The organism is Aquabacterium sp. OR-4 (assembly GCF_025290835.2).
Classification (GTDB): Bacteria; Pseudomonadota; Gammaproteobacteria; order Burkholderiales; family Burkholderiaceae_C; genus Pseudaquabacterium.
This window is the reverse complement of sequence record NZ_JAOCQD020000001.1, coordinates 2660498-2675427: the sequence shown is the minus strand read 5'-3', so window position 1 is coordinate 2675427 and position 14930 is coordinate 2660498. Positions and strand designations below refer to the sequence as shown.

Sequence of the window (14930 nt, the reverse complement as noted above, 5' to 3'; positions counted from 1 at the left end):
ACATCGGGAGCCCACTTTGATCGACCTCACCCTGCCCACCATGACCTGCGGCCACTGCGTGCGCACCGTCACCGAGACCGTGCAGCGCATCGATGCCGACGCGCGCCTGCAGATCGACCTGCCGGCGCACCGGGTGCAGATCGAGTCGGCCAAGGCGGCGGCCGAGTTCGTGGCCGCGCTCACCGAAGAGGGTTACGCGCCGGCCTGAGCCCCCCCCTGGCCGGGCCGCCGCCTTGCCTACACTGCCGACCGTCCGACCGGGATGTTGACGGAGAAGGTGCATGAAGTTTCGCGTGATCGCCAGGCGGCTGCTGCTGCCGCTGGCCCTGCTGGCTGCCGTGGCGGCGGCCCCGGCCCAGACGCTGCGCTGGGCCAACCAGGGCGACTCGCTGACCATGGACCCGCACGCCCAGAACGAGGCGCTGACCAACAGCATCAACCAGCAGACCTACGAGCGCCTGGTGGGCCGCGACCGCCATCTGGCCATCGTGCCGGCGCTGGCGCTGTCCTGGAGCCAGCCGCAGCCGCTGGTGTGGCGCTTCAAGCTGCGGCCCCACGTGAAGTTTCACGACGGCACGCCGTTCACCGCCGACGACGTGCTGTTCTCGGTGCAGCGCGCCCGGGAGCCCACCTCGCTGATCAGCACCTACGTGGCCGCGCTGGGCGAGCCGGTGAAGCTGGATGCGCTGACGGTGGAGTTCCGCCTCAAGACGGTGAACCCGGTGTTCCTGGAGCACCTGGACACCTTGTTCATCATGAGCCGCGCCTGGTGCGAACAGCATCGCACCCTGAAACCGCTCGACTTCAAGAACCGCGAGGAGACGCATGCCTCCACGCACGCCAATGGCACCGGCCCGTTCATGCTGGTGAGCCGCGCGCCCGGCATCAAGACCGTGCACCGCCGCAACCCGGCCTGGTGGGGCTGGGGCACGGTGGCCGAGGGCAATGTGCAGGAGGTGGTGTTCACGCCGGTGGCCAACGACGCCACGCGCCTGGCCGCGCTGGTGTCGGGCGAGCTCGACTTGGTGCACGACCCCGCGCCGCGCGACGTTGCCCGCCTGCGCGGCGTGTCCGGCATCAAGGTGGTGGAGGGGCCCGAGAACCGCATCGTCTTCCTGGCCATGGACCAGGGCCGCGACAAGCTGCTGCACGCCCGCGTGCCGGGCGAGCGCAACCCGTTCAAGGACCTGCGCGTGCGCCGTGCGCTGTACCAGGCCATCGACACCGAGGCCCTGCGCAGCAAGCTGATGAACGGCCTGTCGGCGCCCACCGGCAGCATGACGCCCTCGGCCATCGCCAGCTTCCACGACCCGGTGCTGGAGGCGCGCACGCCTTTTGACCTGGCCGCCGCGCGGCGCCTGATGGCCGAGGCGGGCTATGGCGAGGGCTTCGAGGTCACGCTCGACTGCCCCAACAACCGCTATATCAACGACGAGGAGATCTGCCTGGCCGTGGCGGCGATGTGGGCGCAGCTGAAGGTCAGGGTGAAGGTCAACGCCATGCCGCGCGCGCTGTACTTTCCCAAGGTCGAGAAGATGGACGTGAGCCTGTTCATGTATGGCTGGGGTGGTGCGATCACCGATGCCGAGACCACGCTCACGCCGCTGATGCGCAACCGCGGCGACAAGGGTGTGGGCCTGTACAACTTCAGCAACGTGCGCAACGAGCGCTTCGACGCACTGGCCGCGCAAAGCAGCGTGGAGGCCGAGCCGAAGAAGCGCGAGCAGCTGATCAAGGCCGCGCTGCTGGAATGGAAGGAGCAGTTCCACACCCTGCCGCTGCACCGCCAGGTGATTCCGTGGGCCATGCGCAGCCCGGTGGACGCGGTGCACCGCGCCGACAACTACCTGGCGGTGGAATGGGTGACGCTGCGCGCCAGACCCTGAGCGACAGGCCCTGAGTACCTGGCCCTGAGTACCTGGCCCTGAGTACCTGGCCCGCCGGCCTAGCGTGTGGCGCGGCGCCGCACGGCGTCGAGGTAGGCGTGGCCGTCGGGCGGCAGGCCGCTGCGCTGGCTGGTCCAGATCATCTCGCCCAGGCACTCCATCACCTCGTGGTGGGCCTCGTGCAGCGCATTGCGCCGCGCGGCCAGCAGCTCGACCGCCTGGCGGATGCCGCTGGGCTGGTCGATGCTGCACTGCTCGCTGATGCTCAGGTGCATGGCCAGGTGCAAGAAGGGGTTGGTGCGGCCGTCGTCCACGCTGTACACCGCGGCCAGCGCGGCCTCCAGATCGGCCAGGTCGGCGTGGTACTCGGGGTGCTCGGCCATCCAGCCGGCGGCCAGGGTTTCCATCGGCGTCAGCGGGGCGCCCTCGCGCTGCTTGCGGAAGGTCTCGCAGAAGAATCGGCGGACGTCGTGCTGGGAGGGCTGGAACATCCCACAATTGTCGCGTTGTTCGCCACCGGCGCCTGGCGCCCCTGCACGATGCCCCTGCGCCCGCCGTCCGCCCTGCCTCAGCGCAGGCACTGAGCCGCCGTGTTGCCGGTCATCACCGACCCCGCGTTCTATGCGGTGGCCGTGCCCGCGGTGCTGCTGGTGGGCATCAGCAAGAGCGGCTTCGGCGCCGGCTTCGGCGCCCTGGGCGTGCCGCTGATGGCGCTGGCCGTGCCGGTGCCGCAGGCCGCGGCCATCATGCTGCCGCTGCTGGCCATCATGGATGGTCTGGGCCTCAAGGCGCTGGCGCGCCAGGCCGATGCCGCGCTGCTCAGGCTGCTGCTGCCGGCCGGGCTGGCCGGCATCGTGCTGGGCTGGCTGCTGTTTGGCGTGCTGCCGGCCCGGGCGGTGGCGGGCCTGGTGGGCGCGATCACGCTGGTGTTCCTGGCCATTCGCACGGTGTTTCCGCCGCGTGCCGATGCGCCGGCACCGGGGGCCGGCAGTGGTTTCTTCTTTGCGGCGGTGTCGGGCTTCACCAGCTTTGTGGCGCATGCCGGCGGGCCGCCGATCGGCTTTTACATGCTGCCGCTGAAGCTGCCGCCGATCCGCTTCACGGCCACGCTGGCGGTGTTCTTCGCGGCCGTCAATGCCGCCAAGTGGCTGCCCTACGGCCTGCTGGGCCTGATCGACCTCACCAACATGGGCACGGCCCTGGTGCTGGCGCCGGCCGCGCCGCTGGGCGTGTGGCTGGGCCTGCGCATCGTGCGCGTGATTCCGCAGGCGCTGTTCTACCGGCTGTTCTCGCTGGGCATGCTGCTCACCGGCATCAAGCTGGTGTGGGACGCGCTGCGCTGACGCGCTGTGGCCGCGGCCGCGCGGCGGCTGGCGGCGGGCCGAGGTTGCTCAGTGCGTGCTGTCGTCGTGCCAGCCGCGGCGGTGGCGCGCGGCGGCCTGCTCGGCGCGCTCTTGCGCCCACATGGCCTCGAGCTGTTGGCGGCCCTGCTTGGCCAGGGCGATCAGCTCCTGCTCGTCGCCCACATGGGCGCGCATCTGCTCGATCAGCGCAACCGTGTGCTGCCGAAAGCGCAGGGCCTGGTTGCGCGCGGCATGCGGCTGCCAGCCCAGCTGCTCGAGCACATGGCGGCCGCTCATCAGCGATGCATCGAGCGTCTCGCGCTCGATCAGCGTGATGCCCAGCGCGCGCAGCTTCAGGTAGTGCGTGACGTTGCGTGCCCGTGCCACCACGGTGAGCTGCGGAAAATGCTCGCGCACCAGCGCGGCCACGGCCACGCTCTGCTCGACATCGTCGATGGCCAGCACGAACACCCGCGCCTCGGCGGCGCCGGCCATGCGCAGCAGGTCGAGCCGGCTGGCGTCGCCATAGAACACCGGCCAGCCGAAGCGGCGCACCGCCTCCACCTGCTCGGCGTCGTGCTCCAGCACGGTGGCCTGCAGGCCGCTGGCGTTGAGCAGGCGGCCCACCACCTGGCCGAAGCGGCCGAAGCCGGCAATGATCACCGGCGCGGCCTGCGGCTCGCTCAGGCGGGTTTCGGCCGGCGGCTCGGTGCGCGGCGCGCGGGCGGCCAGGCGCGGCAGCCACCAGCGGTCGGCCAGCGGCAGCAGCAGCGGTGTGGCCAGCATCGAGATGGCCACCGCGGCCACCAGGAAGGAGCTGGTGGCGCCATCGATCACGCCGGCCTGCTGCGCGGCCTGGAAGACCACGAAGCCGAACTCGCCGCCCTGGGCCAGCAGGATCACGAACACCGGCCGTTCGGCCAGCGGCAGCCGGGCCAGATGGGCCAGCAGCCACAGCACCGCGGCCTTGAGCAGCAGGAAGCCGGCCACCACCGCGGCCATCCACCCCGGGTGCGCGGCGATCACCGCGAAGTCGATGCCCATGCCCACGGCGATGAAGAACAGGCCCAGCAGCAGGCCCTTGAAGGGCTCGAGGTCGGTCTCGAGCGCGCGGCGGTATTCGCTTTCGGCCAGCAGCACGCCGGCCAGAAAGGCGCCAAGCGCCATCGACAGGCCCACCGCCTGCATCAGCGTGGCCGTGGCCACCACCAGCAGCAGCGCCGCGGCGGTGAAGATCTCGGGCGTGTCGCTGCGGGCGATCCAGCGCAGCGCCGGGCGCAGCAGCAGCCGGCCGCCAAACACGATGCCGGCCACCACGCCCAGGGCCTTGGCCGCGCCCCACCAGCCGCCGCCCTCGTGGGCCGCGCCCAGCGGTGCCGCGGCCAGCAGCGGCACCAGGGCCAGCACCGGGATCGCGGCAATGTCCTGCAGCAGCGCCACGCTCAGCACATGCTGGCCCGAGGTGGTGGCGCCCAGGTTGCGCTCGGCCAGCACGCCCAGGCCGATGGCGGTGGACGACATCGCCAGCCCCAGCCCGGCCACCAGCGCCACCGGCCAGGGCAGCCCGGCGGCCACGCCCACGCCCAGCATCAGCGCCGCCGAGCCCAGCAGCTGCAGGCTGCCGCCGCCAAAGATCGGCCGGCGCAGCGCCCACAGCCGGCGCGGCTCGAGCTCCAGGCCCACCAGAAACAGCATCAGCACCACGCCGAACTCGGCCACATGCAGGATGGTGGTGGTTTCGGTCACCAGGCGCAGGCCCCAGGGCCCGATGGCGATGCCCGCGGCCAGGTAGCCGACGATGGCGCCCAGGCCCAGCAGCCGGGCAATGGGCACGGCCAGCACCGCCGCGCCCAGGTACACCGCGCTGGTGCTCAGCCAGTTGGCGTGCTCCATGCTCAGGCCTCGACGCGGCGCGTGGTGGCGGCCAGCGTCACGCTGCCCGGGGCCTCGGCCGGCCGCTCGCCGCCCGGCACGGTGCAGCCGGGGCAGGGCGGCAGGCCGGCCAGCTCGGGCCAGGCGCTGGCTTCGGGCCAGCTGCGCAGGCGTGCGACAAAGCCCTGCGCAAAGGCCGTGACGGCCGCGCCATCGGCCTGATGGGCGCCATGCAGCACCTGCGGCGGCAGAAAGCGCAGGCCGACCAGCGCGGCGGCCTGCGCATAGGGCGGCAGGAAGGCCTCGAACGCGTGGCGGTTGTGGCCCGCTGGCTGGTACGACTCGGCACTGCCGCCGGTGGAGCACACCAGCCACAGGTCGCGCCCGGCCAGCGCCGTGCCGCCCGGGCCATAGGCCCAGCCGAAGGCGAACACCTCGTCGAGCCACAGCTTCATCAGCGGCGGCATGCCGTACCAGTGGATCGGGTGCAGCCACACCAGCAGCGCCGCCTCGCGCAGCGCGGCCTGCTCGGCGGCGGTGTCGATCAGGTAGTCGGGATACAGCGCGTACAGCTCGCGCACGGCGATGTCGGCACCCTCGGCGGCGGCCGCGCGGGCCGCGTCGATCAGCGCGCGCGTGACGCGGGAATCCCCCAGGTGCGGGTGGGCGGCGATCACCAGAATTCGTGGCATCGTGGGGCGGCGGCGGGCCGGTCAATGAGGACGCTCTCGTAACATACCAGCCAATGTTGGAAGTCTTGGAGCTTGTATGCCGGTGATCGCGGTGGCCAACCCGAAAGGTGGCGTCGGCAAGAGCACGCTGGCCACCAATGTGGCCGGCTGGCTGGCGCGCCAGGGCCATGCGGTGATGCTGGGCGACCTGGATCGCCAGCACAGCGCGCGCGGCTGGCTGAGCCTGCGCCCCGCGGCGCTGCCGCCCATCCGCGGCTGGGAGGTGATCGACGGCGGCGACACCGTGCGCCTGCCCAAGGGCACCACGCACGCGGTGATCGACACGCCCGCCGGCCTGCACGGCAAGCGGCTCGACGCGGTGATGAAGCTGGCCGACAAGCTGCTGATCCCGCTGCAGCCCAGCCCCTTCGACATGGCGGCCACGCAGGCCTTCCTGCACACGCTGGGCGAGCACAAGCGCAGCGCCCGCCTGGCCATCGGCCTGGTGGCGATGCGCGCCAAGGATCACACCCACGCCACCGAGCACCTGCACGAGTGGCTGGACGCGCTGGGCCGGCCGCCGCTGGCCCAGCTGCGTGACACGCAGAACTATGTGCACCTGGCTGCGCGCGGCCTCACGCTGTGGGACGTGGCGCCCGGGCGGGTCGAGCGCGACCTGGCGCAATGGCAACCCCTTCTCGACTGGCTGGCCGCATGAACACCACCGTTTCCCCCATCCCACCCGGCCCGGTGCACATCGCCACGCTGGCCTCGCTGCAGGGCCGCGTGGGCCAGCACCTGGCCACCAGCGACTGGGTGACGATCGACCAGGCGCGCATCGACCAGTTTGCCCAGGCCACCGGCGACCACCAGTGGATCCATGTCGACCCGGTGCGCGCGGCGGCCGGGCCTTTTGGCACCACCATCGCGCACGGCTTTCTCACGCTCTCGCTGCTGCCCCTGCTGGCCGGCGAGACGCTGCTGATCGACGATGTGCGCATGGGCGTCAACTACGGCCTGAACAAGGTGCGCTTTCCGGCGCCGGTGCCGGTGGGCAGCCGGCTGCGCGCCCAGGTGCAGCTGCTGGCCTACGAGCCGATCGCCGGAGGCGCTCAGCTGACCATGGCCGTGACGATCGAGCGCGAGGGCAGCGACAAGCCGGTGTGCGTGGCCGAGGCGGTGTCGCGGCGCTACACCTGAGCCATGGCGCCGGCGCCGCGGGGTGGTCGTGCTGAAGGAGGCAGGGACATGAAGGTGCTGATGCTCGATGACCATCCGCTGATCCTCAGCGCGCTGCGCCAGATGCTCGAGGCGCAGCAGCCCGGCATCGAGGTGGCGGCCGCCGAGACGCCCGAGCAGGCCAAGGCCCTGCTGGCCGCGGCCGGTGCACAACCCTTCGACCTGCTGCTGCTCGACCTGAAGCTGGGCGACGAGGTCGACGGCTTCGACGTGCTGGCCGAGCTGCGCCAGGCGCACCCCGAGCTGCCGGTGGCCATCGTCTCGGCCACCGAGCGCCTGGCCGACGTGGTGCGGGCCGTGGACATGGGCGCGATGGGCTTCGTGCCCAAGCGCTCGTCGATGGACGAACTGTCCGAGGCCTTGTCCATGGTGCTGGCCGGCGGCGTGTTCATTCCGCCGGCGCTGCTGGAGCTGATCGCCCGCATGCAGGGCCGTGGCGACCTGGGCGACACCACCATCACCGCCGCGCGTGCCCAGCTGGCGGCGGCCGATGCGGCCGAGGCTGCGCGGCGCGCCGCCGGCCACACCGCCGTGGCAGCCGTTGCCGCCACCGCCACCACCACGGCAGGGCCTGCCGCCGCCGCCGTGGCGCCGGCCACGCCCACCACCGCGCTGGCCGCGCTGGCGGCCTCGGGGCTGGTGCCGCGGCGGCCCGATGGCCTGGACGCCCTGGGCCTCACGCCGCGCCAGACCGAGGTGCTGGCGCTGCTGCTCAAGGGCCTGCCCAACAAGCTGATCGCGCGCGAGCTGAACCTCTCGGTCGAAACGGTCAAGGACCATGTGGCCGCGGTGCTGCGCGCGCTGGAAGTCAACTCGCGCACCCAGGCGGTGCTGGCGGTCAGCCGCATCATCCAGCGCGCCACCCCAGCCGGCTGAAACTCGCCGGGCCGGGTGCCCCAGCGGGCCGAGCGCCGGGCCGCTCCCAAGCCGGCCCGCCAACCCGCCCGGCGGGTGGCCTCACGTACGCGTGAGGCCGGGTGCCCCAGCTCACATCGGCAGCGGCGGCAGCCCGTGGCGGGCGCGGGCGCGAGCGCAGGCCTCGTCGCCAATGCCGAACGGCGCGCGCAGGCCGAATTCGCGGCAGGGCGAGGGCCGCCACTCGTGGATGCCGCAGCTCACCTGCTGGCCGATGGTGCCGCTGAGCGCGGCGCAGCGCGGGCGTGCATGGTCGGTGCCGCGCAGCCGCGAGAGCTGGTGGATCACCGGCACCGCCAGGCCATCGGGCACGGTGCCGCCCTGGCTTTGCAGCTCGCTGCTTGAAAAATCGACGCGCATGCCGGCGCAGCAGGCACCGCAGCGCATGCAGGGATTCAGCGCGGTCATGGCCGCTTGCGCCAGGTGGCGGGGGTGATCGGGTGTGGTGGGCTCATTGGGCCATCTTCGCGCTGGGGAATGACCCGGCGCGTGCACTGAGCAACCCTCGCGCCTTGCGCTGCGGGATTCGCGCTGGGGAACGGCCCGGCGCGCTCATGCCGTGGGCGAGGCGCCGGGCGGCGGGTGGTCGGCCAGGGCCGGCGAGGCCGCAGCCACCGGCACCCGCACCACGGTGACGCTGCACGCGCTTTGCGCCGCCACCTGCGACGACACGCTGCCCAGCAGCCGCCGCAGCGTGGACGAGGCCCGCGCGCCCATCACGATGTGATCGACCTGGTTGCGCTGCGCGAACTCGAGGATCGCGGTGGCCGCGTCGGGCGCTTCCAGCACATGGAAGGTCAGCCGGCCTTCCTCGAGGTTGAGCGTCTTGCTGATCGGCCGTGCCCAGTGCTTCAGGCCCACCAGCTGCTTGACATGCTTGCTGCGGCCCTCGGTGTCGACCAGCTCGTCCATGCCGATGCGGGCGATCTTCATCACGCTCACGCAGGCCAGGCGCGCGCCCGGCTCGGTGACGACGATGCGGCGCACCGTCTCGCGCAGCTGCTCCAGCAGCGGGCCGGCGGCGTTCTCGACGTCCACCGCGGCCATGATGATCGGGCTCTTCTCGATCTGGTCGGTCACCTTGGCGGGCGGTTGTGCCGGCTCGGCCCCGAGCGCGAAGAACCAGCGCTTGAGCGTCTTCAGCGTGCCGCTGCGCGCCATCTTCTCGGCGCGGCGGGTCAGGGCCACCTCGCTGGGGCTTTGCAGGTCGAGCGCCAGCTGCGCGGCGGTCTGGTAGCGGCGTTCGGCGCGCACTTCCAGGCAGTGCAGGATCACCTCCTGCAGCCAGGGCGGGCAGTCGGGGCGGATGGCGCGCGGCGGCACCGGCTCCAGGTACAGGCGGCGGCGCAGGCCGCGCACCGAATCGGGCGCGCCGAAGGGCCGCTCGCCGGTGGTGAAGTGGTACAGCATCACGCCCAGCGCAAACAGGTCGCTGCGCGGGTCGTTGCGCACGAACTGCACCTGCTCGGGCGACATGTAGGGCCCGGTGCCCATCGGCAGCGTGAACTCCTCGTCCAGCAGGTCGGGCAGGTGGTCGTGGCGCGACAGGCCGAAATCCACCAGCACCGCGGTGCCGTCGGGGCGGAACATGATGTTGCTGGGCTTGATGTCCAGGTGCACCAGGTGCTGGCGGTGCAGGTCGTGCAGCGCGGTGGCCACACGCGAGCCGATCTCGATCACCTCGTCCAGCGCCAGCGGCGCCTCGTCGAGCCGCGCGCGCAGGCTGGCGCCCTCGATGCGCTCCATCACGATGTAGGGCAGGCGTGTGAAGTCGCCCTTGGCGATGAACTTCGGGCAGTGCGGGCCCGAGAGCATCGGCATGATCATCTGCTCGACCTCGAAGCCGACGATGGTGGCCGGGTCTTCGCCGCCCTTGATGCGCGGCACCTTCATGATCAGCTGCAGGCGCGAATCGCCCTGGTGGTTGACCTCGTGCACCTTCCACAGGTGGGCCATGCCGCCCACGTGCAGCTTTTCCTCGAGCCGGAACTGGTCGATCACCATGCCCGGCTCCAGCGGCAGTGGCGCGGGCATGCCGCGCGCGCCGGTGTAGCCCAGCGAGGGGCTGTCGAACTTGCTGTCCATGGCGTGCCTCGGGTTCCCCATGTCGCGTTGGCCGCGGCGCCGCCCGGGCGGCCGCGGGCCGCCGGCTGCAGCCTGGGCTACTGGCCTTCCTCGAGCCGCACGGCCAGGCGCTGCGGCAGTTCGGCCGCCAGGATCTTGGCGCCGGCGGTTTCGTGGTCGTACGGTACGCGGTGGTAGGTGATGGTGGCTTGCGCGTCGTCGAAGATCGCGTAGCAGGCCGCGGGGTTGCCGTCACGCGGCTGGCCCGCCGAGCCGGGAATGATCAGCCACTGGCGGTGCGGCGGCACCGGGATCGGCACGCCCGGCGTGGGCGTGAAATCACCCGCCTTGCCGGTGCCCGACACATGGAACAGCTTGGGCTCGTGCATGTGGCCGCAAAAGGTGTAGCGGCTTTCGGTGGCATGCATGCTGCGCACCGCGTCGCTGCGCCCCGCGATGTAGTCCCAGCCGGCCGGCGCCCAGGCGTTGGCATGCACGTACAGGTGGTCGCCCCGGGTCTGCACCAGCGGCAGCTCGGCCAGGAACGCGATCTGCTCGGCGTCCAGGCGCTGGTGCGTCCAGCCGATCACGTGCGCGGCATCGGCGCGCATGCCCGGCGACACGCCGCGCACCACCGCCAGGTCGTGGTTGCCCTGCACGGCCACCGCGCCTTCGTTGCGCACCAGCGCGCGCACCGTGTCGACCACCCAGCCGGGGTCGGCGCCATAGCCGACAAAGTCGCCCAGCAGTACCCATTGCTGGATGCCCTGGAAACGCGCGTGCTCCAGCACGGCCTCCACCGCCTCGCGGTTGGCGTGCAGATCGGTGATCAGGGCGGTCTTCATCGTCTCGTTGTCTCCCGGTGGCCAGACTGCACGGCCAGCTGGGCCCATGTCAGCGATCCCTTGGTGCCGTGCGATCCGGCCCTAGCCGATGCGGCCCAGCAGCAAAAACTCCATCAGCGCCTTCTGCACATGCATGCGGTTCTCGGCCTCGTCCCAGACCACGCTTTGCGCACCGTCGATGACATCGGCCGTGACCTCCTCGCCGCGGTGTGCCGGCAGGCAGTGCATGAACAGCGCGTCGGCCTGGGCCACGGCCATCATCTCGGCGTCGACGCACCAGTCGGCAAAGGCCTTGAGGCGGGCCTCGTTCTCGGCCTCGTAACCCATGCTGGTCCACACATCGGTGGTCACCAGGTGGGCGCCGCGGCAGGCCTCGAGCGGGTTGTCGAACAGCTTGTAGCAGCTGCTGCTGGAGATGCCGGCCACGGCCGGGTCGACCTCGTAGCCCGAGGGCGTGCTGACATGCAGCGTGAAGCCCAGGATCTCGGCCGCCTGCAGCCAGGTGTTGGCCATGTTGTTGCCGTCGCCCACCCAGGCCACCACCTTGCCGGCGATGCTGCCGCGGTGCTCGATGAAGGTGAAGATGTCGGCCAGGATCTGGCAGGGGTGGTACTCGTTGGTCAGGCCGTTGATCACCGGCACGCGCGAGGCCGCGGCAAATTCGCGGATGCGGGTCTGCTCGAAGGTGCGGATCATCACCAGGTCGACCATGCGGCTGATCACGCGTGCGGTGTCCTGGATCGGCTCGCTGCGGCCGAGCTGGCTGTCGCCGGTGGTCAGGTGCACCACCGAGCCGCCCAGCTGGTACATGCCGGCCTCGAAGCTCACCCGCGTGCGCGTGCTGGCCTTCTCGAAGATCATCGCCAGCGTGCGGTCGTTCAGCGGCGTGTAGCGCTCGTAGTTCTTGAAGCGCTTCTTGATGATGGCGGCGCGGTCGAAGAGGTAGGCGTACTCCTCGGCCCGCAGGTCCTTAAATTGCAGGTAGTGCTTCATCAGGCTGGTACCGGGTTTCATGCCGCGTTCAGGCCGCCGGCTGGCTGAGAAAGGCCCGCACCAGCGGCACGAGCTTGGCGATGATCTCGTCGACCTCGGCCGCGCTGATGATCAGCGGCGGCAGCAGGCGCACCACGCTGTCGGCGGTGACGCTGATCAGCAGGCCGGCCTCGGCGGCCTGGGTCAGCAGCACGCCGCAGGGGCGGTCGAGCTCCAGGCCCAGCATCAGGCCCTGGCCGCGCATCTGCCTGACCTTGCCCTGGGCGAACTCGGCGTCCAGCGCGGCGGCCAGGCCGCTGCGCAGGCGCTCGCCCATCGCCGCGGCGTGTTCCAGCAGGCCGTCCTCCTGCATGATCTTCAGCGTCTCGATGCCGGCGCGCATGGCCAGCGGGTTGCCGCCGAAGGTGGTGCCGTGGTTGCCCGGCTGCAGCACCTTGGCCGCGCGCGGGCCGGCCACGATGGCCCCGATGGGCACGCCCGAGCCCAGGCCCTTGGCCAGCGGCATCACGTCGGGGCGGATGCCGGCCCACTGGTGGGCGAACCACTGGCCGGTGCGGCCGATGCCGCACTGCACTTCATCGAGCATCAGCAACAGGTCGTGCTGGTCGCACAGCTGGCGCAGGCCCTGCAGCACTTCCACGCGGGTGGGGTTGATGCCGCCTTCACCCTGGATGGTCTCGAGGAAGATGGCAACGATGTTGGGATTGCCCTGAACGGCGGCGCGCACCGCGTCCAGGTCGTTCAGCGGCAGGCGCACGAAGCCTTCAACCAGCGGCTCGAAGCCGGCCTGCACCTTGGGGTTGCCGGTGGCGCTGAGCGTGGCGATCGAGCGGCCGTGGAAGGCCTTGTCGTAGACGATGACCTCGGGGCGCGAAATGCCCTTGTCGTGGCCGAACTTGCGCGCGATCTTCAGCGCGCCCTCGTTGGCCTCGAGCCCGGTGGAGCAGAAGAACACCGCGTCCAGGCCCGACAGCCGGCACAGCTCGGCGGCCAGTTCCTCCTGCAGCGGCGCGGCGTAGTAGTTGCTGCAGTGGATCAGCTTGCCCACCTGCTCCTGCAGCGCGGGCACCAGCCGGGGGTGGGCGTGGCCGAGGGTGTTGACGGCGATGCCGCCCAGCGCATCGAGGTACTCGCGGCCGTCGGTGTCCCACACGCGGCAGCCTCGGCCGTGCGACAGCGCAAAAGGCAGTCGGCCGTAGGTGTTCATCACATGGGACGTCATGGCAGCGCTCCGGGAAATCGGCAATGTCGGGGGAATGAAACGAAAAGCCGGCGGATGCGTCGCTCACATCGTGCCGGCATGACGCACTGATTCTAAAGGTCGGGCCTGAACGGCCGATGACCGAAGATGGTCCGCCGCCGCGGTCGGCCATGCCTGCTGCGCTGCAGCACAGGTGTCACATCCGCGGCACAATCCAGGCTTTCCCTGTGGCTGCTGGCTCCGCCCATCCCGGCGAGAGGCTGCCGAACGCTCCACCCGAGCCCGCCATCGACATCACCGCCCGCATGACCGCAGCCAAACCCCGCGAGTTCTTCATCCAGGGCATCACCAGCAACGGCCGCCAGTTTCGGCCGAGCGACTGGGCCGAGCGCCTGGCCGGTGCACTGTCGTCGTTCCGGCCCAAGGGCTCGGGCATCGGTGCCCACATCGGCTACTCGCCGCTGTGCGTGCCGCGTGTCATCGAGGGCGTGAAGTGCGTGATCGTCAACGAGGCACTGCGCGACGTCGAGCCGATGGCCTGGGAGTTCGTGATGAGCTTTGCCCGCGACAACGACCTGCAGGTGGCCGAGGCCTGCCTGCTGCCCGACCCGCCGCTGGCCAGCGTGGCCATGCCGGTCAAGAAGACCGCGAACGGCTGAGCCGGGCGGTCGCCCTGCCAACACCGAGGCCCGCGCAAGCGGGCCCCAGAAACACAAAGGTCTGCTTGCGCGGGCCCTAGTGTAGTGCGCGTGAATTTATAGAACTTATTTGCGCCGGCATACTCAGACGTTCCAGGAGGCTGGAACAGTGCGGGTTGCCAAGACGATTGAACTGGACGCAGACACCGAGCGCGAGCTCCGTGTGCTGGCCAAGCGCCGAACGGTGGAGGCCCGGTTGCAGCAGCGTGCGCTGGTCGTGCTGCTGGCCGCCGAGGGCCGGCAGAACAAGGACATCGCTGTCGATGCAGGACTGGATCGGCGCCAGGTCGCCATGTGGCGCGAGCGCTTCCTCAGCGGTGGCATCGACGCGCTGCGCAAGGACGCCCCACGCAGCGGCCGTCCGGCCACGATCACCGCTGAGATGGAGTCGCGCATCGTGCAGGCCACGCTGCACGACAAGCCGGTCGACGCCACGCACTGGAGCACCCGCACCTTGGCCGCGCACCTGGGTGTGGGAGCCACCACCGTGCGTCGGGTTTGGCAGAGCAACGGCCTGAAGCCGCACCTGAGCCGCACGTTCAAGCTCTCGCGTGATCCACGGTTCGAGGACAAGTTGCTCGACGTCGTCGGCCTGTACATGAACCCGCCCGAGCACGCCCTGGTGCTCAGCTGCGACGAGAAGAGCCAGATCCAGGCGCTCAACCGTACACAGCCGGGTCTGCCGATGAAGCGCGGGCGTGCCGGCACCGTGACCCACGACTACAAGCGCCACGGCACGACCACGCTGTTTGCCGCGCTCAACACGGTGGACGGCAAGGTGATCTCGATGTGCCAGCCGCGCCACCGGCATACCGAGTGGCTGAAGTTCTTGCGGCTGATCGACCGCCGCACGCCCAAGCACCTGGGCCTTCACCTGATCGTGGACAACTACGCCACCCACAGCCACCCCGAGGTGCAGAAATGGCTGGCGCGTCATCCGCGGTTCGTCATGCACTTCACGCCGACCAGCGCTTCGTGGCTGAACATGGTCGAACGCTTCTTCCGCGACATCACCGACAAGCGCATCCGGCGTGACAGCTTCGCCAGCGTTGCCGAACTGGAGCTGGCCATCGACCTGTACGTGGCCCATCACAACATCGATCCCAAGCCGTTCATCTGGACGGCCCGCGCGACCGACATCCTGGCCAAGGTGACCCGGGCCAAGGCCGCCCTGGTCACCGCACCGGAATAAGTACAGAACAG

General features: G+C 70.7%; 16 protein-coding genes. 8 read left to right on the top strand and 8 right to left on the bottom strand.

Annotated elements, in window-relative coordinates; translation table 11 throughout:
• Positions 1-16 precede the first annotated feature (16 nt).
• Complete coding sequence (locus N4G63_RS11490) at positions 17-208, top strand: heavy-metal-associated domain-containing protein (RefSeq protein ID WP_260788546.1); 192 nt, start codon at positions 17-19, stop codon at positions 206-208.
• 73 nt (positions 209-281) lie between these two features.
• The gene (locus N4G63_RS11485; protein ID WP_314599693.1) at positions 282-1886 is read left to right on the top strand and encodes an ABC transporter substrate-binding protein; all 1605 of its coding nucleotides are present in this window, start codon (positions 282-284) and stop codon (positions 1884-1886) included.
• A gap of 59 nt (positions 1887-1945) precedes the next feature.
• On the opposite strand, the gene N4G63_RS11480 is transcribed toward N4G63_RS11485, so the two are convergent.
• Complete coding sequence (locus tag N4G63_RS11480) at positions 1946-2377, bottom strand: DUF1841 family protein (RefSeq protein WP_260788544.1); 432 nt, start codon at positions 2375-2377, stop codon at positions 1946-1948.
• 99 nt (positions 2378-2476) lie between these two features.
• Here N4G63_RS11480 and N4G63_RS11475 point away from each other — a divergent pair, with 99 nt between their 5' ends.
• Positions 2477-3229, top strand: coding sequence for a sulfite exporter TauE/SafE family protein (locus N4G63_RS11475; protein WP_260788543.1), 753 nt, complete (start codon positions 2477-2479; stop codon positions 3227-3229).
• Positions 3230-3277: 48 nt separating this feature from the next.
• Here the strand turns inward: N4G63_RS11475 and kefC are convergent, their stop codons facing one another.
• The gene (kefC, locus tag N4G63_RS11470) at positions 3278-5122 is read right to left on the bottom strand and encodes a glutathione-regulated potassium-efflux system protein KefC (RefSeq protein WP_260788542.1); all 1845 of its coding nucleotides are present in this window, start codon (positions 5120-5122) and stop codon (positions 3278-3280) included.
• A 2-nt stretch (positions 5123-5124) separates the two neighbouring features.
• Positions 5125-5793: a glutathione-regulated potassium-efflux system oxidoreductase KefF gene (gene kefF, locus N4G63_RS11465; RefSeq protein WP_260788541.1), complete on the bottom strand. Its 669-nt coding sequence runs from the start codon at positions 5791-5793 to the stop codon at positions 5125-5127.
• Positions 5794-5869: 76 nt separating this feature from the next.
• Here kefF and N4G63_RS11460 point away from each other — a divergent pair, with 76 nt between their 5' ends.
• The 3 genes from N4G63_RS11460 to N4G63_RS11450 are packed head-to-tail and all read left to right on the top strand — an operon-like array spanning position 5870 to position 7887.
• Entirely contained in the window at positions 5870-6490 is a 621-nt protein-coding gene (locus tag N4G63_RS11460) for a ParA family protein (protein ID WP_260788540.1), read from the top strand.
• Positions 6487-6972 (top strand): MaoC family dehydratase, encoded by a 486-nt coding sequence (locus N4G63_RS11455; protein WP_260788539.1) that lies wholly within the window; start codon positions 6487-6489, stop codon positions 6970-6972. Before N4G63_RS11460 ends, N4G63_RS11455 begins: the two co-directional genes overlap by 4 nt.
• Before the next feature lie 48 nt (positions 6973-7020).
• Positions 7021-7887, top strand: a complete 867-nt coding sequence (locus tag N4G63_RS11450) for a response regulator transcription factor (RefSeq protein WP_260788538.1) — start codon at positions 7021-7023, stop codon at positions 7885-7887.
• A 111-nt stretch (positions 7888-7998) separates the two neighbouring features.
• Here N4G63_RS11450 and N4G63_RS11445 read toward each other — a convergent pair whose 3' ends face one another.
• The 5 genes from N4G63_RS11445 to N4G63_RS11425 all read right to left on the bottom strand — a co-directional run bounded on the left by N4G63_RS11445 (position 7999) and on the right by N4G63_RS11425 (position 13050).
• Positions 7999-8334 carry a YkgJ family cysteine cluster protein gene (locus tag N4G63_RS11445; protein ID WP_260788537.1) on the bottom strand — a complete coding sequence of 112 codons (336 nt, stop codon included), beginning with the start codon at positions 8332-8334 and terminating at the stop codon, positions 7999-8001.
• A gap of 144 nt (positions 8335-8478) precedes the next feature.
• A complete protein-coding gene (locus tag N4G63_RS11440; RefSeq protein ID WP_314599692.1) occupies positions 8479-10011 on the bottom strand; it encodes a serine/threonine protein kinase in 1533 nt (510 codons plus the stop codon).
• Between the two features lie 77 nt (positions 10012-10088).
• A complete protein-coding gene (locus tag N4G63_RS11435; RefSeq protein ID WP_260788536.1) occupies positions 10089-10835 on the bottom strand; it encodes a metallophosphoesterase family protein in 747 nt (248 codons plus the stop codon).
• Positions 10836-10916: 81 nt separating this feature from the next.
• A complete protein-coding gene (argF, locus tag N4G63_RS11430) occupies positions 10917-11849 on the bottom strand; it encodes an ornithine carbamoyltransferase (RefSeq protein WP_314599691.1) in 933 nt (310 codons plus the stop codon).
• Between the two features lie 7 nt (positions 11850-11856).
• On the bottom strand, positions 11857-13050 hold the full coding sequence (locus tag N4G63_RS11425; RefSeq protein WP_260788535.1) for an aspartate aminotransferase family protein: 1194 nt from the start codon (positions 13048-13050) through the stop codon (positions 11857-11859).
• Positions 13051-13334: 284 nt separating this feature from the next.
• Here N4G63_RS11425 and N4G63_RS11420 point away from each other — a divergent pair, with 284 nt between their 5' ends.
• Positions 13335-13688: a DUF3579 domain-containing protein gene (locus N4G63_RS11420; protein ID WP_260788534.1), complete on the top strand. Its 354-nt coding sequence runs from the start codon at positions 13335-13337 to the stop codon at positions 13686-13688.
• A 148-nt stretch (positions 13689-13836) separates the two neighbouring features.
• Entirely contained in the window at positions 13837-14919 is a 1083-nt protein-coding gene (locus N4G63_RS11415; protein WP_260785852.1) for an IS630 family transposase, read from the top strand.
• The last annotated feature ends 11 nt before the right edge of the window (positions 14920-14930 follow it).